The organism is Streptococcus mitis, assembly GCF_047464945.1.
GTDB classification, from domain to species: domain Bacteria; phylum Bacillota; class Bacilli; order Lactobacillales; family Streptococcaceae; genus Streptococcus; species Streptococcus mitis_EA.
In genome coordinates this window covers 1-13,888 of sequence record NZ_JASHAX010000004.1, presented here as the reverse complement: position 1 = coordinate 13,888, position 13,888 = coordinate 1, and the positions used below count along the sequence as shown (strand labels likewise).

At 40.1% G+C, this 13,888-nt stretch carries 16 protein-coding genes; 13 read left to right on the top strand and 3 right to left on the bottom strand.

Features of this window, described 5'->3' with window-relative positions; genetic code table 11:
- Positions 1-278: 278 nt before the first annotated feature.
- The gene (locus QM424_RS05660) at positions 279-587 is read left to right on the top strand and encodes a hypothetical protein (protein ID WP_414393555.1); all 309 of its coding nucleotides are present in this window, start codon (positions 279-281) and stop codon (positions 585-587) included.
- A gap of 187 nt (positions 588-774) precedes the next feature.
- Here QM424_RS05660 and QM424_RS05655 read toward each other — a convergent pair whose 3' ends face one another.
- Positions 775-1,134, bottom strand: coding sequence for a DUF3397 domain-containing protein (locus QM424_RS05655; protein ID WP_414393553.1), 360 nt, complete (start codon positions 1,132-1,134; stop codon positions 775-777).
- 91 nt (positions 1,135-1,225) lie between these two features.
- Here QM424_RS05655 and mnmL point away from each other — a divergent pair, with 91 nt between their 5' ends.
- From mnmL to QM424_RS05630, 5 genes are read left to right on the top strand one after another with little or no spacing between them, the layout of a single operon-like run.
- The gene (gene mnmL, locus QM424_RS05650) at positions 1,226-2,182 is read left to right on the top strand and encodes a tRNA modification radical SAM protein MnmL/YtqA (RefSeq protein ID WP_414393551.1); all 957 of its coding nucleotides are present in this window, start codon (positions 1,226-1,228) and stop codon (positions 2,180-2,182) included.
- A complete protein-coding gene (gene mnmM / locus QM424_RS05645; RefSeq protein WP_414393549.1) occupies positions 2,166-2,723 on the top strand; it encodes a tRNA 5-(aminomethyl)-2-thiouridylate-methyltransferase MnmM in 558 nt (185 codons plus the stop codon). The genes mnmL and mnmM overlap by 17 nt, the downstream gene beginning before the upstream one ends.
- Positions 2,716-2,970, top strand: coding sequence for a hypothetical protein (locus tag QM424_RS05640; RefSeq protein ID WP_023945631.1), 255 nt, complete (start codon positions 2,716-2,718; stop codon positions 2,968-2,970). The genes mnmM and QM424_RS05640 overlap by 8 nt, the downstream gene beginning before the upstream one ends.
- 11 nt (positions 2,971-2,981) lie before the next feature.
- Positions 2,982-5,036, top strand: a complete 2,055-nt coding sequence (locus QM424_RS05635; RefSeq protein ID WP_414393546.1) for a cation:proton antiporter — start codon at positions 2,982-2,984, stop codon at positions 5,034-5,036.
- Positions 5,037-5,063: 27 nt separating this feature from the next.
- Positions 5,064-5,924, top strand: coding sequence for a YihY/virulence factor BrkB family protein (locus QM424_RS05630; protein ID WP_414393544.1), 861 nt, complete (start codon positions 5,064-5,066; stop codon positions 5,922-5,924).
- Between the two features lie 79 nt (positions 5,925-6,003).
- Here QM424_RS05630 and queA read toward each other — a convergent pair whose 3' ends face one another.
- Positions 6,004-7,032, bottom strand: a complete 1,029-nt coding sequence (gene queA, locus QM424_RS05625) for a tRNA preQ1(34) S-adenosylmethionine ribosyltransferase-isomerase QueA (RefSeq protein WP_101782749.1) — start codon at positions 7,030-7,032, stop codon at positions 6,004-6,006.
- Between the two features lie 150 nt (positions 7,033-7,182).
- Here queA and QM424_RS05620 point away from each other — a divergent pair, with 150 nt between their 5' ends.
- A complete protein-coding gene (locus QM424_RS05620; protein ID WP_414393542.1) occupies positions 7,183-7,890 on the top strand; it encodes a glucosamine-6-phosphate deaminase in 708 nt (235 codons plus the stop codon).
- 138 nt (positions 7,891-8,028) lie between these two features.
- Positions 8,029-8,205 (top strand): 30S ribosomal protein S21, encoded by a 177-nt coding sequence (gene rpsU, locus QM424_RS05615; RefSeq protein ID WP_000048054.1) that lies wholly within the window; start codon positions 8,029-8,031, stop codon positions 8,203-8,205.
- A gap of 39 nt (positions 8,206-8,244) precedes the next feature.
- Here rpsU and QM424_RS05610 read toward each other — a convergent pair whose 3' ends face one another.
- On the bottom strand, positions 8,245-8,436 hold the full coding sequence (locus QM424_RS05610; protein WP_414393540.1) for a hypothetical protein: 192 nt from the start codon (positions 8,434-8,436) through the stop codon (positions 8,245-8,247).
- A 96-nt stretch (positions 8,437-8,532) separates the two neighbouring features.
- Between QM424_RS05610 and hprK the strand changes: the two genes are divergently transcribed.
- The 5 genes from hprK to QM424_RS05585 form a co-directional block, all read left to right on the top strand.
- Positions 8,533-9,468 (top strand): HPr(Ser) kinase/phosphatase, encoded by a 936-nt coding sequence (gene hprK / locus QM424_RS05605; protein ID WP_414393538.1) that lies wholly within the window; start codon positions 8,533-8,535, stop codon positions 9,466-9,468.
- Positions 9,461-10,249: a prolipoprotein diacylglyceryl transferase gene (lgt, locus tag QM424_RS05600; RefSeq protein WP_414393536.1), complete on the top strand. Its 789-nt coding sequence runs from the start codon at positions 9,461-9,463 to the stop codon at positions 10,247-10,249. The genes hprK and lgt overlap by 8 nt, the downstream gene beginning before the upstream one ends.
- Positions 10,250-10,633: a DUF948 domain-containing protein gene (locus tag QM424_RS05595; protein WP_000895040.1), complete on the top strand. Its 384-nt coding sequence runs from the start codon at positions 10,250-10,252 to the stop codon at positions 10,631-10,633.
- Between the two features lie 15 nt (positions 10,634-10,648).
- Positions 10,649-11,044 (top strand): YtxH domain-containing protein, encoded by a 396-nt coding sequence (locus QM424_RS05590; RefSeq protein ID WP_414393534.1) that lies wholly within the window; start codon positions 10,649-10,651, stop codon positions 11,042-11,044.
- 392 nt (positions 11,045-11,436) lie between these two features.
- Positions 11,437-13,888 (top strand): YSIRK-type signal peptide-containing protein (locus tag QM424_RS05585; protein WP_414393532.1); only part of this gene is annotated, 2,452 nt, incomplete at its 3' end.

Sequence of the window (13,888 nt, the reverse complement as noted above, 5' to 3'; positions counted from 1 at the left end):
GATTAGAAAATAGAGTCTATCAAAATTTAAAGGCTAATAGAGGTGATGAGACAATTTCAAGGAATTAAGTAGCGTTTGGTTGCTTAATTCCTTTTTATTTGTTTTACCTGATTCCTTATTTTATCGCTATTATTCAACCACTTAGACCGAGATAGAGACCAGATAGGCAAAAGAACTTGTTCTTGAAACTGACCTCTGCTATAATGATTTTTGTAAGGGACGTGAGGTATCAATATCAGATAACTCAAGTTCCTAAAAACGAAATTGGAGATAAACAAATGAAAAAATTATTGGGGATTGTATTTTTAATAGCAGCAGCGACAGTAGTGTATTTTGGTTCTGTTGGCTGGCCAAATTTGGATGTCAACCTCTGGTCACTGATTCCGGTAGGTTTGTTCCTCTATTTCACTCTAGAGAATCTTTTGAAAAAGGATTACAAGGCTAGTCTGATGTGTTTCATTATTGCCTTCGTCATCGCAAATGCAATTTTGGACCTGTTGCCAATTTCAAGTGGCTTAGTCATTGGAGCAGGTGTGCTGGCTTGTGTAGGTATTGGTTACCTTTTTCCTGATAAAGGAGGAAAATAATACTCTTCGAAAATCAAATTCAAACCACGTTAGCTTCACCTTGCCGTACTCAAGTACAGCCTGCGGCTAGCTTCCTAGTTTGCTCTTTGATTTTCATTGAGTATAAGAATTATTAAAAAAGATATAAAGAAAAAACACTTCAATCACTGTATTTTAGTTTGATTGAGGTGTTTTTGATTTCATTTTTTTATTTCTGAGCCATCAATTCAACAATCATCTCAATATACATGACAAGGGTTAATAAGAATCCTGCACGCCAGAAGAATTTGATGAATTTAGGATAGTAAAAGCTGCGTTTTTTCAAAAGAAAGAAAAAAACGAGAATAATGGCTAGGACTGAGAGGGTTAGGCCTAGTCTAGGGAGGAAATTATGGGTAAAGGTTTTAGCTGTGATCAGGTAGTACTCAAATACCAAGACTGGAAAAGCCAAATCCGCAAAGTTTCGTCCTAGTTTTTTTAATCTAAAAAGTTTGGTTATGATAATGCAGACGACTAAGGTCAGTATCAATAATAAAATAGATGCTAATTTCATTAAAATCATACCCATATTGTATCATAAAAAAAGGCTAATGGAAACGAGAAACAGAGGAATTTATAGGAAAGTCAGGCTTTTGAGATTGTGGGTGTTTTTTGTTATAATGAAAGTTATGAAATCTTATAATACCTTGAATGATTATTATCGAAAACTCTTTGGAGAAAAGACCTTTAAAGTCCCTATTGATGCGGGATTTGACTGTCCCAATCGTGATGGAACTGTGGCTCATGGGGGCTGTACTTTTTGTACGGTTTCTGGTTCTGGAGATGCCATTGTGGCACCGGATGCGCCTATCCGTGAGCAATTTTATAAGGAAATTGACTTTATGCACCGTAAGTGGCCGGATGTTCAGAAGTATCTGGTTTATTTTCAAAATTTTACCAACACCCATGAAAAGGTGGAAGTCATCCGAGAGCGCTATGAGCAGGCTATCAATGAGCCAGGTGTAGTAGGAATCAATATTGGAACGCGCCCAGACTGTTTACCAGACGAAACTATCGAGTATTTGGCTGAGTTGTCGGAGCGCATGCATGTGACGGTTGAATTGGGCTTGCAGACCACTTATGAAGCAACCTCTGACCTGATTAACCGTGCCCATTCCTATGAGTTGTACGTGGAAACGGTCAAGCGTTTGAGAAAGTATCCAAAGATTGAGATTGTTTCTCATCTGATCAACGGTTTGCCTGGTGAAACCCATGAGATGATGATTGAAAATGTCCGTCGCTGTGTCACGGATAACGATATTCAAGGAATTAAACTGCATTTGCTTCATCTGATGACCAATACGCGTATGCAACGAGATTACCACGAGGGACGTTTGCAGTTGATGAGCCAGAACGAATATGTTAAGGTCATCTGTGACCAACTGGAAATCATTCCCAAGCACATTGTCATCCATCGAATCACAGGAGATGCACCTAGAGATATGCTGATTGGGCCTATGTGGAGCCTCAATAAATGGGAAGTGCTAAATGCTATTGAAACTGAAATGCGACGTCGTGGAAGTGTTCAAGGATGCAAGGCTGTAAAACAGGAGTTTGAAAATGAAAAGACCACTTGAAATGGCACATGATTTTTTGGCTGAGGTAGTGACAAAAGAGGATATCGTAGTGGATGCGACTATGGGAAATGGCCATGACACGCTTTTTTTAGCCAAACTAGCTAAGAAAGTCTATGCCTTTGATATTCAGGAGCAAGCCTTGGAAAAGACCCAAGAGCGTTTGAACCAAGCTGGAATGACAAATGCCCAGTTAATCTTGCAAGGCCATGAGACACTGGACCAGTTTGTGACAGAAGCCAAGGCAGGGATTTTTAATCTGGGCTATTTGCCATCAGCTGATAAGTCTGTCATCACCCAACCTCAGACAACGATTGAAGCATTAGAAAAACTGTGTCATTTGCTTGTCAAAGGTGGACGAATTGCCATTATGATCTACTATGGTCATGATGGAGGCGACCTCGAGAAAGATGCTGTCTTGGATTTTGTTAGCCAGTTGAACCAACAGGAGTACACAGCTACCATTTACCGAACCCTGAACCAAGTTAATAACCCGCCATTTTTAGTGATGATTGAAAAATTAGAGAGATATAGACATGGATAAACAATACCTACGTGAAAAGCTGGATGCCATGCGCCAGAATTTTGTCGAGTCAACCCACCACGAACGAGCGGTGGGTGTGTTAGACCAAGCACACATGAGCAAAAAAATGCTTAAAATCAAGAAAAAATTAGTTGCTCTTGAAATGGAACGGTGCCAGAGAAAAATTGAGCACAAAGATTGTTCCAAGATTGACCAAAAAATCAAAGAGCAGAAGGAGATGTTTGAATCCTGTTGTAAAAAAGATTAAGGAGGTCGTGCGTGGAATTACTGATTTACCTCATCCTATTTTTACTGGTCTTGATTGTCTCAAGTACAACCAATAAGCTCCTGCCCTTTTTGCCTCTCCCTTTGGTGCAAATTCTTTTGGGAATTGTGATTGGTCTCTTTTTACCCAATACCGACTTTCACCTCAATACAGAGTTGTTTTTGGCACTGGTTATCGGGCCCTTACTTTTCAGAGAGTCGGAAGAAGCGGACATTACAGCTATTTTAAAACACTGGCGAATCATTGTTTACCTCATATTTCCAGTGATTTTCATCTCGACCCTGAGTTTGGGTAGCTTGGCCCATCTTCTTTGGCTCAGCCTTCCCTTGGCAGCTTGCTTGGCTGTTGGGGCGGCACTTGGCCCTACGGATTTGGTGGCCTTTGCCTCTCTTTCGGAGCGGTTTAGCTTTCCAAAGCGCGTGTCTAATATCCTTAAGGGTGAAGGACTTTTGAATGATGCATCAGGTTTGGTTGCCTTTCAGGTAGCCTTGACAGCCTGGACAACTGGAGCCTTTTCCCTTGGGCAAGCTAGCAGTTCGCTCATCTTTTCAATCCTAGGCGGTTTGTTGATTGGCTTTTTAACAGCCATGACCAACCGTTTCCTCCATAGCTTCTTGCTAAGTGTGAGAGCAACGGATATTGCTAGTGAGCTCCTTCTGGAATTGAGTTTGCCCTTGGTAACCTTCTTCCTGGCAGAAGAAGTCCATGTTTCAGGGATTATTGCCGTTGTGGTTGCTGGGATTTTAAAGGCAAGCCGTTTTAAGAAAATTACGCTCCTTGAAGCTCAAGTGGATACGGTGACCGAGACGGTTTGGCACACAGTGAATTTTATGCTCAACGGTTCTGTCTTTGTGATTTTAGGGATGGAGCTGGAAATGATAGCAGAGCCTATCTTGACCAATCCAATCTATAATCCCTTACTTTTATTGGGATCTCTTATAGCCCTTACCTTTGTCCTCTTTGCTATTCGTTTTGTCATGATTTATGGCTATTATGCCTATAGGACTAGACGTCTCAAGAAAAAGCTAAATAAGTATATGAAGGACATGCTTCTTTTGACCTTTTCAGGTGTCAAGGGAACGGTGTCGATTGCTACAATCCTTCTGATACCAAGTAATCTAGAACAGAAGTATCCTCTCTTGCTTTTCCTTGTTGCAGGTGTGACGCTTGTAAGCTTTTTAACAGGCCTCGTGGTCTTGCCTCATCTTTCTGACGAACAGGAAGAAAGCAAGGATTATCTCATGCATATCGCCATTTTAAATGAAGTGACACTAGAGTTGGAAAAAGAGTTGGAAGGTACCAGAAATAAACTTCCCCTCTATGCAGCTATTGACAATTATCATGGACGTATTGAAAATCTCATCCTGAGTCAAGAAAATAAGGGAGCTCAAGAAGACTGGGAGGCCTTAAAACTTCTCATCCTCAGTATTGAAAGTGATGGTTTAGAACAGGCTTATGAAGAGGACAAGATGAGTGAGCGTGCCTATCGAGTTTACCAACGATATTTGAAAAACATGGAACAAAGTATCAATCGTAAGTTTGCGTCACGATTGACCTATTATTTCCTTGTTTCCTTGCGGATTTTACGTTTTCTCCTTCACGAAGTCTTTACTCTTGGCAAGACCTTCCGCAGTTGGAAAAATGAAGAATCACAGAAACTCAGAGCTCTTGACTATGACCAAATAGCAGAGCTCTATCTAGAAAATACAGAGATGATTATCGAAAGTTTGGAGAACCTAAAAGGGGTTTATAAGAGTTCTTTGATCAGCTTCATGCAGGATTCTCGTCTTCGTGAAACAGATATTATCACCAGTGGTGCCTTTGTGGAACGGGTTATCAATCGTATCAAGCCCAACAATATCGATGAGATGCTGAGAGGGTATTACTTAGAGCGCAAGTTGATTTTCGAATATGAAGAGAAACGATTGATTACAACCAAGTACGCCAAGAAGTTACGACAAAATGTGAATAACTTAGAGAACTATTCCTTGAAGGAAGCTGCCAATACCCTGCCTTATGATATGGTGGAATTGGTAAGAAGAAATTAATCAAGATTGTAAGTGAAGGAGTGTGACATGAAAAAGTGGTGGAAAGAGCTGATAGACAAGCCTTTAGTAAAAGCCTTTTTGCATTATTATCAAGCATCAGATAGTGAGTTGACCAGTGTCGCAGTAGCCTACTATTGGTTGATTTCGATTTTTCCTCTGCTTTTGGTGGTGGTCAATATCCTTCCTTATTTTCAAATTCCAGTTTCTAATTTTTTAAAGGTTGTCAATGAATTTTTGCCCGATACCATGTATGATGTGGTCGCAAAGATTATTACAGAAGTGCTGACCCAACCGTCAACGGGTTTATTGAGTTTTGCGGTTTTGTCAGCCCTCTGGACCTTTTCAAAATCCATGAATTTCCTACAGAAAGCCTTTAATAAAGCTTACGGAGTAGCAAAAAATCGTGGGATGATTTCTCATCAACTCATGAGTTTGTTTGTCAGTTTTGGCTTACAGATTCTCTTTGCCTTGGCTCTATTTTTGAGTGTTTTTGGTCGCATGCTTCTCAACCTTATCAAAAGTTACTGGAAATCGGATAGTCCTCTCTTTGATTATCTGCAAGACCTAACAGGCCCTTTGGTCTATGCTTTGATTTTTGCAATCTTGGTCATGCTTTATTATTTCCTGCCTAATGTTAAGGTCCGACGAATTCGCTCTGTATTGCCGGGTAGTGCCTTTGTCATGCTGACTCTGGCCTTACTGCTCAATATCTTTTCAGTCTATGTTAACAATTATGTCAATCACCTAGTGGACGTCCGTTTTTTCAGTTCTATTGTCGTTGTGGTCATGATGTTCTGGTTTATTCTCATCGCTAAGATTTTGATTGTCGGTGCGGTGATCAATGCCAGTGTCCAGAATTTGAAAGATTCGAGCTTGAGAAAAAATTAACTCAATTTTTATCCATAACAAAACGCATACTATCAAGTTTTTATAATGCCTGATAATATGCGTTTTTTGATTATGTAAATTAATAGATAAACATGGCATCGCCAAAACTAAAGAAGCGGTAGTGTTCTTGGATGGCATGGTGGTAGGCATCCAAGACTAATTCACGGCCTGCAAAGGCAGAAACCAACATGACTAGAGTTGATTTTGGTAGGTGGAAATTGGTTGAAAAGGCATCGACAACCTTCCATTGGTATCCAGGTTTGATAAAGATATTGGTCCAGCCAGAATCTGCCTGGATTTGCCCATCAAACTTGGAACCAATAGTCTCCAATGTGCGGATAGAAGTGGTTCCGACAGCGATAACGCGACCACCATTTTCCTTAACAGAGCGAAGGGTGGCAGCTGCTTCCTCAGAAAGTTGGTAGAATTCTGAGTGCATTTCGTGTTCGTCTAGATTGTCCACAGAAACGGGTCTAAAGGTTCCGAGTCCGACATGGAGAGTCAGATAGACTAGATGAACACCCTTGCCTTGGATTTCTGCCAGCAGTTCTTTGGTGAAGTGCAGTCCAGCAGTCGGTGCAGCAGCAGAGCCACTTTCCTTGGCGTAGACGGTTTGATAACGTTCACGGTCATCCAGTTTTTCGTGGATATAAGGTGGCAGAGGCATTTCACCCAGGCTTTCCAAGACTTCTAGGAAAATTCCTTGGTATTCAAAGCGAACAATACGGCCCCCGTGGGTCAATTCTTCCGTCACGACAGCGCTGAGACGACCATCACCAAAGTTAACACGAGTGCCAACCTTGAGGCGTTTAGCAGGTTTAGCCAGAACTTCCCACTCATCTCCAGCAGTATTTTTTAGCAGGAGAAGTTCCACATGGCCTCCTGTCTCCTCTTTTTGACCATAGAGGCGAGCAGGGAGAACGCGGGTGTCGTTCATGACAAGGGCATCACCAGGTTCCAGCATGTCAATAATAGAGTGGAAGTGTTTATCCTGCATTTCTCCCGTCTCACGGTTGACGATGAGGAGTTTAGAGGCATCTCGTTTTTCAAGGGGTGTTTGGGCAATCAATTCCTCAGGTAAGTGGAAATCAAAATCAGCTGTATTCATATATCTGTTCATTCTTTCTAAGTTCTAATCTTATCCATTATAACATGTTTCAAGTGTGGACGCTCTTTTTTTAGAAATTAAATCGTTTTCACTTGACAAAAATTGGTCTATACCATATAATAAATATAGATAGAAATGGAGGATGAAAAGATGAAAGTTATTAAAGTTGAAAACCAAGTTGAAGGTGGAAAAGTTGCTTTTGAGATTTTGAAGGAAAAATTGGCTAATGGTGCTCAAACATTGGGACTTGCGACAGGAAGCAGCCCGCTTGAATTTTACAAAGAAATCGTTGAAAGTGACCTTGATTTTTCAAATCTAACCAGTGTCAACCTTGATGAATATGTAGGTCTTGATGGCGACAATCCTCAGTCTTACCGCCACTTCATGCAAGAAAACTTGTTTAACCAAAAACCATTTAAAGAAAGTTTCTTGCCTCGTGGGGTTAAGGACAATGCTGAAGCTGAAGTAGAACGCTACAACCAAATTTTGGCTGACCATCCAGTTGACCTCCAAATCTTGGGAATCGGTCGCAATGGACATATCGGCTTTAATGAGCCTGGTACTCCATTTGACAGTCAAACACATCTAGTCGAACTTGATCAGTCTACTATCGAAGCCAATGCTCGCTTCTTTGACAAGATTGAAGATGTTCCAACCCAAGCCATTTCAATGGGGATTAAAAACATCTTGGATGCCAAGTCAATCCTTCTCTTTGCTTATGGTGGATCAAAAGCAGAAGCCATTGCTGGAACCGTGTCTGGTCCAGTGACTGAGAACTTACCAGCAAGTAGCCTACAAAACCACCCTGATGTGACTATTATTGCAGATGCAGAAGCGCTTAGCTTACTTGAAAAATAAAAAGCAATGTTCTATTGAACGCCTTCAACTCTTGTATAAATGGAAGAAAAAATCAAAATTAAACCGCATTTTTTCTTGACAATTATTCCCTTTACGTGTAAAATAGAATAGATCTTGAACTTGAAGGGAGTGAAAAAAATGTCTAAAACAGTAGTACGTAAGAATGAATCTCTTGACGACGCACTTCGTCGTTTCAAACGTGCGGTTACTAAAGCTGGTACTCTTCAAGAAACACGCAAACGTGAATTCTATGAAAAACCTTCTGTAAAACGTAAACGTAAATCAGAAGCAGCTCGTAAACGTAAAAAATTCTAATTAGAAATGAAAGGCTGGAGAAATCTAGTCTTTTTTCTTTTAATACTCTTCGAAAATCTCTTCAAACCACGTCAACGTCGCCTTGCCGTATATATGGTTACTGACTTCGTCAGTTTCATCTACAACCTCAAAGCAGTGCTTTGAGCTGACTTCGTCAGTTCCATCTACAACCTCAAAACAGTGTTTTGAGCAACCTACGGCTAGTTTCCAAGTTTGCTCTTTGATTTTCATTGAGTATAAATAAATACTTCAAAGCCTGCAAAAATCTGAAACTTCTAAGGACAATTTGATATAATAGTAAAAAGAACTCGATTGAAGGAGGAAATGATGTCGGTTTTAGTAAAAGAAGTGATTGAAAAGCTTAGACTAGACATTGTCTATGGCGAACCAGAATTGCTTGAAAAGGAAATCAATACAGCGGATATTACGCGACCTGGTCTTGAAATGACAGGCTATTTTGACTACTATACGCCAGAGCGGATTCAACTTTTGGGGATGAAGGAGTGGTCTTATCTGATCAGCATGCCTTCTAACAGCCGTTATGAAGTTTTGAAAAAAATGTTTCTACCTGAGACACCTGCGGTCATTGTGGCCCGTGGTTTGGTGGTTCCAGAGGAGATGTTAAAGGCAGCCAGAGAATGTAAGATTGCTATTTTAACCAGCCGTACAGCGACAAGTCGTTTATCTGGAGAGTTATCTAGCTATCTGGATTCTCGTTTGGCAGAACGTACCAGTGTTCATGGGGTTTTGATGGATATCTATGGGATGGGCGTCTTGATTCAGGGAGATAGTGGAATTGGTAAGAGTGAGACAGGTCTGGAACTTGTCAAACGTGGTCACCGCTTGGTAGCTGATGACCGGGTCGATATCTTTGCCAAGGATGAGATTACTCTTTGGGGTGAACCGGCTGAAATCTTGAGACACCTGATTGAAATTCGTGGTGTTGGGATTATCGATGTCATGAGCCTCTACGGTGCCAGTGCCGTCAAGGATTCTTCACAGGTTCAACTTGCTGTCTATTTGGAAAACTATGATACACATAAGACTTTTGATCGTCTTGGAAACAATGCAGAGGAAATAGAAATTTCTGGCGTAGCCATTCCTCGTATTCGTATTCCAGTTAAAACAGGTCGTAATATCTCTGTCGTGATTGAGGCTGCTGCCATGAATTATCGTGCCAAGGAAATGGGCTTTGATGCGACGCGTTTGTTCGAAGAACGTTTGACAAATCTCATTGCTCAAAACGAGGTGCAACATGCTTGATCCAATTGCTATTCATCTAGGTCCTCTAGCCATTCGTTGGTATGCCTTGTGTATTGTGACAGGTTTGATTCTTGCGGTTTATTTGACCATGAAAGAAGCGCCTAGAAAGAAGATCATACCAGATGATATTTTAGATTTTATCTTGATAGCCTTTCCCTTGGCTATTTTAGGAGCTCGTCTCTACTATGTCATTTTCCGTTTTGATTACTATAGTCAGAATGTCGGTGAGATTTTTGCCATTTGGAATGGTGGTTTGGCCATTTATGGTGGTTTGATAACTGGGGCTCTTGTACTCTACATCTTTGCTGATCGTAAGCTCATCAATACTTGGGATTTTCTAGACATTGCGGCGCCTAGCGTCATGATTGCCCAAAGTTTGGGGCGCTGGGGAAATTTCTTTAATCAAGAAGCCTATGGTTCAGCGGTGGATAATCTGGATTATCTACCTGGCTTCATCCGTGACCAGATGTATATTGAAGGGACCTACCGTCAGCCAACCTTCCTTTATGAGTCTCTATGGAATCTACTTGGCTTTGCCTTGATTTTGATATTGAGACGAAAATGGAAGAGTCTCAGACGAGGTCATATCACTGCCTTCTATTTGATTTGGTATGGTTTTGGTCGTATGGTCATCGAAGGTATGAGGACAGATAGCCTCATGTTCTTTGGTCTTCGAGTATCTCAATGGCTGTCAGTTGTCCTTATCGGACTCGGTATTTTTATCATTCTTTATCAAAATCGAAAGAAGGCCCTTTACTATTTTACTGAGGAGGAAAACTAAATGTTAGAAGTTGCATATATTCTTGTAGCCCTTGCTTTGATTGTCTTTTTGGTCTATCTGATTATCACTGTACAAAAGCTTGGTCGTGTTATCGATGAAACGGAGAAGACAATTAAAACCTTGACTTCAGATGTGGATGTGACCTTGCATCACACCAATGAATTGTTGGCTAAGGTCAATGTCTTGGCAGATGATATCAATGTCAAGGTGGCAACAATTGATCCGCTCTTTAGCGCTGTTGCAGATTTATCTCTATCTGTTTCAGACCTCAATGACCATGCGCGTGTCTTGAGCAAGAAAGCTTCATCAGCTGGTTCAAAAACACTCAAGACTGGTGCAAGTTTGTCAGCTCTTCGTCTTGCAAGTAAATTTTTCAAAAAATAAAAAAGGAGAATTCTTATGGGTAAACTATCCTCAATCCTTTTAGGAACCGTTTCAGGTGCAGCTCTTGCCTTGTTTTTAACAAGCGATAAGGGCAAACAAGTTTGCAGTCAGGCTCAAGATTTTCTAGATGATTTGAGAGAAGATCCAGAGTATGCAAAGGAGCAAGTCTGTGAAAAACTGACAGAGATTAAGGAGCAGGCTACAGATTTTGTTCTTAAAACCAAAGAACAGGTTGAGTCAGGTGAAATCACTGTGGACAGTGTCCTTGCTCAAGCCAAATCATGTGCTCGTCAAGCAACAGAAGCATCAAAAAATCAATTCAATAATCTCAAGGAGCAATGGCAAGAAAAGGCCGAAACTCTTGACCAATCAGAAGAAATTGTGATTGATATCAAAGAAGAAAAAATCTAGATTTGATGAGACTGGGCAAAAACTCAGTTCTCGGAGAAAATGAAGTAGATTTTCCCACAATAAAACGCATAGTATCAAGGTTTTCAAGTCCTGATATTATGCGTTTTTTGATTTTGAAGACTTTTTGACAAACCTTTTTTAAAACACATGAGTGTTATGATTTTTTATGGTATAATGGCAGTGTTAGAAGTGAAATATTTACATTTTTTTATATTTTACTGATATTTTAGTAATATTAAGCAATCCATTTTCTATGATTAGAAATCAATGCGATAGTTTAGGACAAAGTAGAGGAAAAGCTCTAAAATTTTAGTCAAGATTTAGTATTCTGTCTATGTAAAATATTAGAAGCCTCTATTTTGTAAAAAATAGTTAGAAAGAAAGTTTGTAAAATGAAAGATATTTTTAATAAACGTCAACGTTTTTCGATTCGAAAGTTTTCTGTTGGAGTGGCTTCTGTATTGATAGGAGTTGCCTTGTTTACACCATCCCAGGGAGTACTGGCTTCTACGGAAAATAATTTGGCAACAGAGATAGGGGCTAATTCTGAAAGGGAGAATTCGACCCCTACTGTGGAGAAAAAACAAGAGGCTCAAAGTTCGTCAGAGAATCGAGGAGATATTTCCAGTCCGTCTTCAAAGGATACTCCAAAAATATCTACAAGGACTACAGAACTTGAGACATCTGGGGAGATGGGCAATAATAGCTTGCCCACAGGGGCTTTCGTGGCGGGTGAAGACAGATCAAGCACTCCAGCGGTGAGAGCAGTATCAAATCCTTCCGAGGTTAAAAAGTATGAATTAACTGATGAGTATGCTAAGCAAATAAAAGCAGGAGTAATCGGTTCAGAAGGTAATAAGCTTGATAGTTTGTTATTAAACGGCCCTCAGTTAAGTCCAGAAGCTTATACAGATGATGATTACTTGAAGGATAAAGAAGAACTTTACATTTATGAAAAAGGCGGGAAAAAGTATGTAGGTTATAATAGTCATCCCTTATTAGAAGATACTGATGGTGATGGTATTATTGACAGTAAAGAAAAGCCAGATGAAAAATTAAAATGGAATGTAAGTGAGCGCGATATGATTATGTTCATGGAATTGTCCTACCGTGATGATAATTATATTGATAGAGTGCTGGATCATAAGAAACCCTTAACAGAATCAGAGTTATATAAAAAGAATGGTGACAGTAGACCACGTTATGAGTATATGATGATGAATAAGGAATTGGGACCTTATTGGGAAAGGAAGAAAAGTTATCATACCTCCAGTGGACTAGATGCTGTCTTGTATGAAACTAAGAGTGATTTCTCATATTTACCAAATGGAACTGCACAAGTATTAGCGTTTCGTGGAACAAGTGATGCGAAAGATATAGGAGCTGATATAACTCTAGGGACTGGAGGAAATCCTCAACAGGGGATAGATGCAGAAAATATCATGCGTGAACTAGCCAAAGATAAGAGTATTACCAATCTTTATTTGACAGGCCATTCTTTAGGAGGATATTTAGTACAACGGGCAATGGTTGAAGCCTATCAGTTGGCATATTCTGACAGCAGAGTCATGTCTCCTAAAGAACAGCAGACTTATAGAAACTTTTATAATAATGTATTAAAAAAAGGAACAACATTTAATGCCCCAAAAGTAGTGACAAGTTTGGTTTCTGGTCGTGACTTTTGGCAGAAAGGTTTAGATAGCAAAAAAATAGCTAAGTCAGGGAAATTGACTCATTATATTGTTGATAATGATTCGACGATAAGAAAAGGTGTCAGCAATGATAGTGATGTTGTTATAAATGTTGGACGAACCAGTGGAGGTCATAGTTCACGTTCTTATTTTGAAGCCGATATGATTAATAGACGATCAGAGTTTATATCTGGAAAACGAATTTCTTTAGATGGGACAGGTTATCAAGATAAAAAAATTACAACAGTTAAATCTGTAGAAAAAGTTGGAGAAACTGCTGTATATAGTAAACGCGGAGATGACATCATTAAGTCAACAACTGTGAGTATGAAAGATCCTGATACAGGACAGATTACTAAAAATACACTTGACGAAGTGTTCAAGAAAGATGGTGCTAAATCTAAGGTTGTGGTTACGCCAATACAGCCAAGTGTACGTTATGAAAAAGACGCGACAAAAGCTAAAGGTGAAGCAAAAATAACAGTAGCTGGTACTCCAGGCGCTAGAACAGTAACCACAACCTACACAGTTAATTCTACAGATGGTAGCCTCATTCCACATGAAGAACCGGCAGTAGTAGTCCCATCAAAACCGACAGTGGTCAAGGTCCCAGCTAAAGATGAGATTGAATACCTTAAAGAAGGCGATGATGTTGTTAAGAAGACAATAACTTACGCGGTCAATGCAAGTACCGGTGCCCTTACTCCAACAGAGAAAAAAGAAATCTTCAAACAAAATGGAGCTAAATCTAAGGTTGTGGTTACGCCAATAGAGCCAAGTGTTCGTTATGAGAAAGATTCCACGAAGGCTAAAGGAGGATCAAAAATAACAGTAGCTGGTACTCCAGGCACTAGAACAGTAACTACCACTTATACTGTGAATCCGACAGATGGTAACCTCATTCCACATGAAGAACCGGCAGTAGTAGTCCCATCAAAACCGACAGTGGTCAAGGTCCCAGCTAAAGATGAGGTTGAATACCTTAAAGAAGGCGATGATGTTGTTAAGAAGACAATAACTTACGCGGTCAATGCAAGTACCGGTGCCTTAACTCCAACAGAGACAACAGAAATCTTCAATAGAAATGGAGCCAAGGCTAAGGTTGTGGTTACGCCAATAGAGCCAAGTGTACGTTATGAAAAAGACGCGACAA

Bases quoted from the DNA above. Each gene is read 5' to 3' on its own strand.
- QM424_RS05660 (WP_414393555.1), top strand. From the start codon at position 279: ATGAAAAAATTATTGGGGATTGTATTTTTAATAGCAGCAGCGACAGTA.
- mnmL (WP_414393551.1), top strand. From the start codon at position 1,226: ATGAAAGTTATGAAATCTTATAATACCTTGAATGATTATTATCGAAAA.
- QM424_RS05640 (WP_023945631.1), top strand. From the start codon at position 2,716: ATGGATAAACAATACCTACGTGAAAAGCTGGATGCCATGCGCCAGAAT.
- QM424_RS05655 (WP_414393553.1), bottom strand. From the start codon at position 1,134: ATGGGTATGATTTTAATGAAATTAGCATCTATTTTATTATTGATACTG.
- QM424_RS05630 (WP_414393544.1), top strand. From the start codon at position 5,064: ATGAAAAAGTGGTGGAAAGAGCTGATAGACAAGCCTTTAGTAAAAGCC.
- mnmM (WP_414393549.1), top strand. From the start codon at position 2,166: ATGAAAAGACCACTTGAAATGGCACATGATTTTTTGGCTGAGGTAGTG.
- QM424_RS05620 (WP_414393542.1), top strand. From the start codon at position 7,183: ATGAAAGTTATTAAAGTTGAAAACCAAGTTGAAGGTGGAAAAGTTGCT.
- QM424_RS05595 (WP_000895040.1), top strand. From the start codon at position 10,250: ATGTTAGAAGTTGCATATATTCTTGTAGCCCTTGCTTTGATTGTCTTT.
- queA (WP_101782749.1), bottom strand. From the start codon at position 7,032: ATGAATACAGCTGATTTTGATTTCCACTTACCTGAGGAATTGATTGCC.
- QM424_RS05590 (WP_414393534.1), top strand. From the start codon at position 10,649: ATGGGTAAACTATCCTCAATCCTTTTAGGAACCGTTTCAGGTGCAGCT.
- hprK (WP_414393538.1), top strand. From the start codon at position 8,533: ATGTCGGTTTTAGTAAAAGAAGTGATTGAAAAGCTTAGACTAGACATT.
- QM424_RS05610 (WP_414393540.1), bottom strand. From the start codon at position 8,436: ATGAAAATCAAAGAGCAAACTTGGAAACTAGCCGTAGGTTGCTCAAAA.
- rpsU (WP_000048054.1), top strand. From the start codon at position 8,029: ATGTCTAAAACAGTAGTACGTAAGAATGAATCTCTTGACGACGCACTT.
- lgt (WP_414393536.1), top strand. From the start codon at position 9,461: ATGCTTGATCCAATTGCTATTCATCTAGGTCCTCTAGCCATTCGTTGG.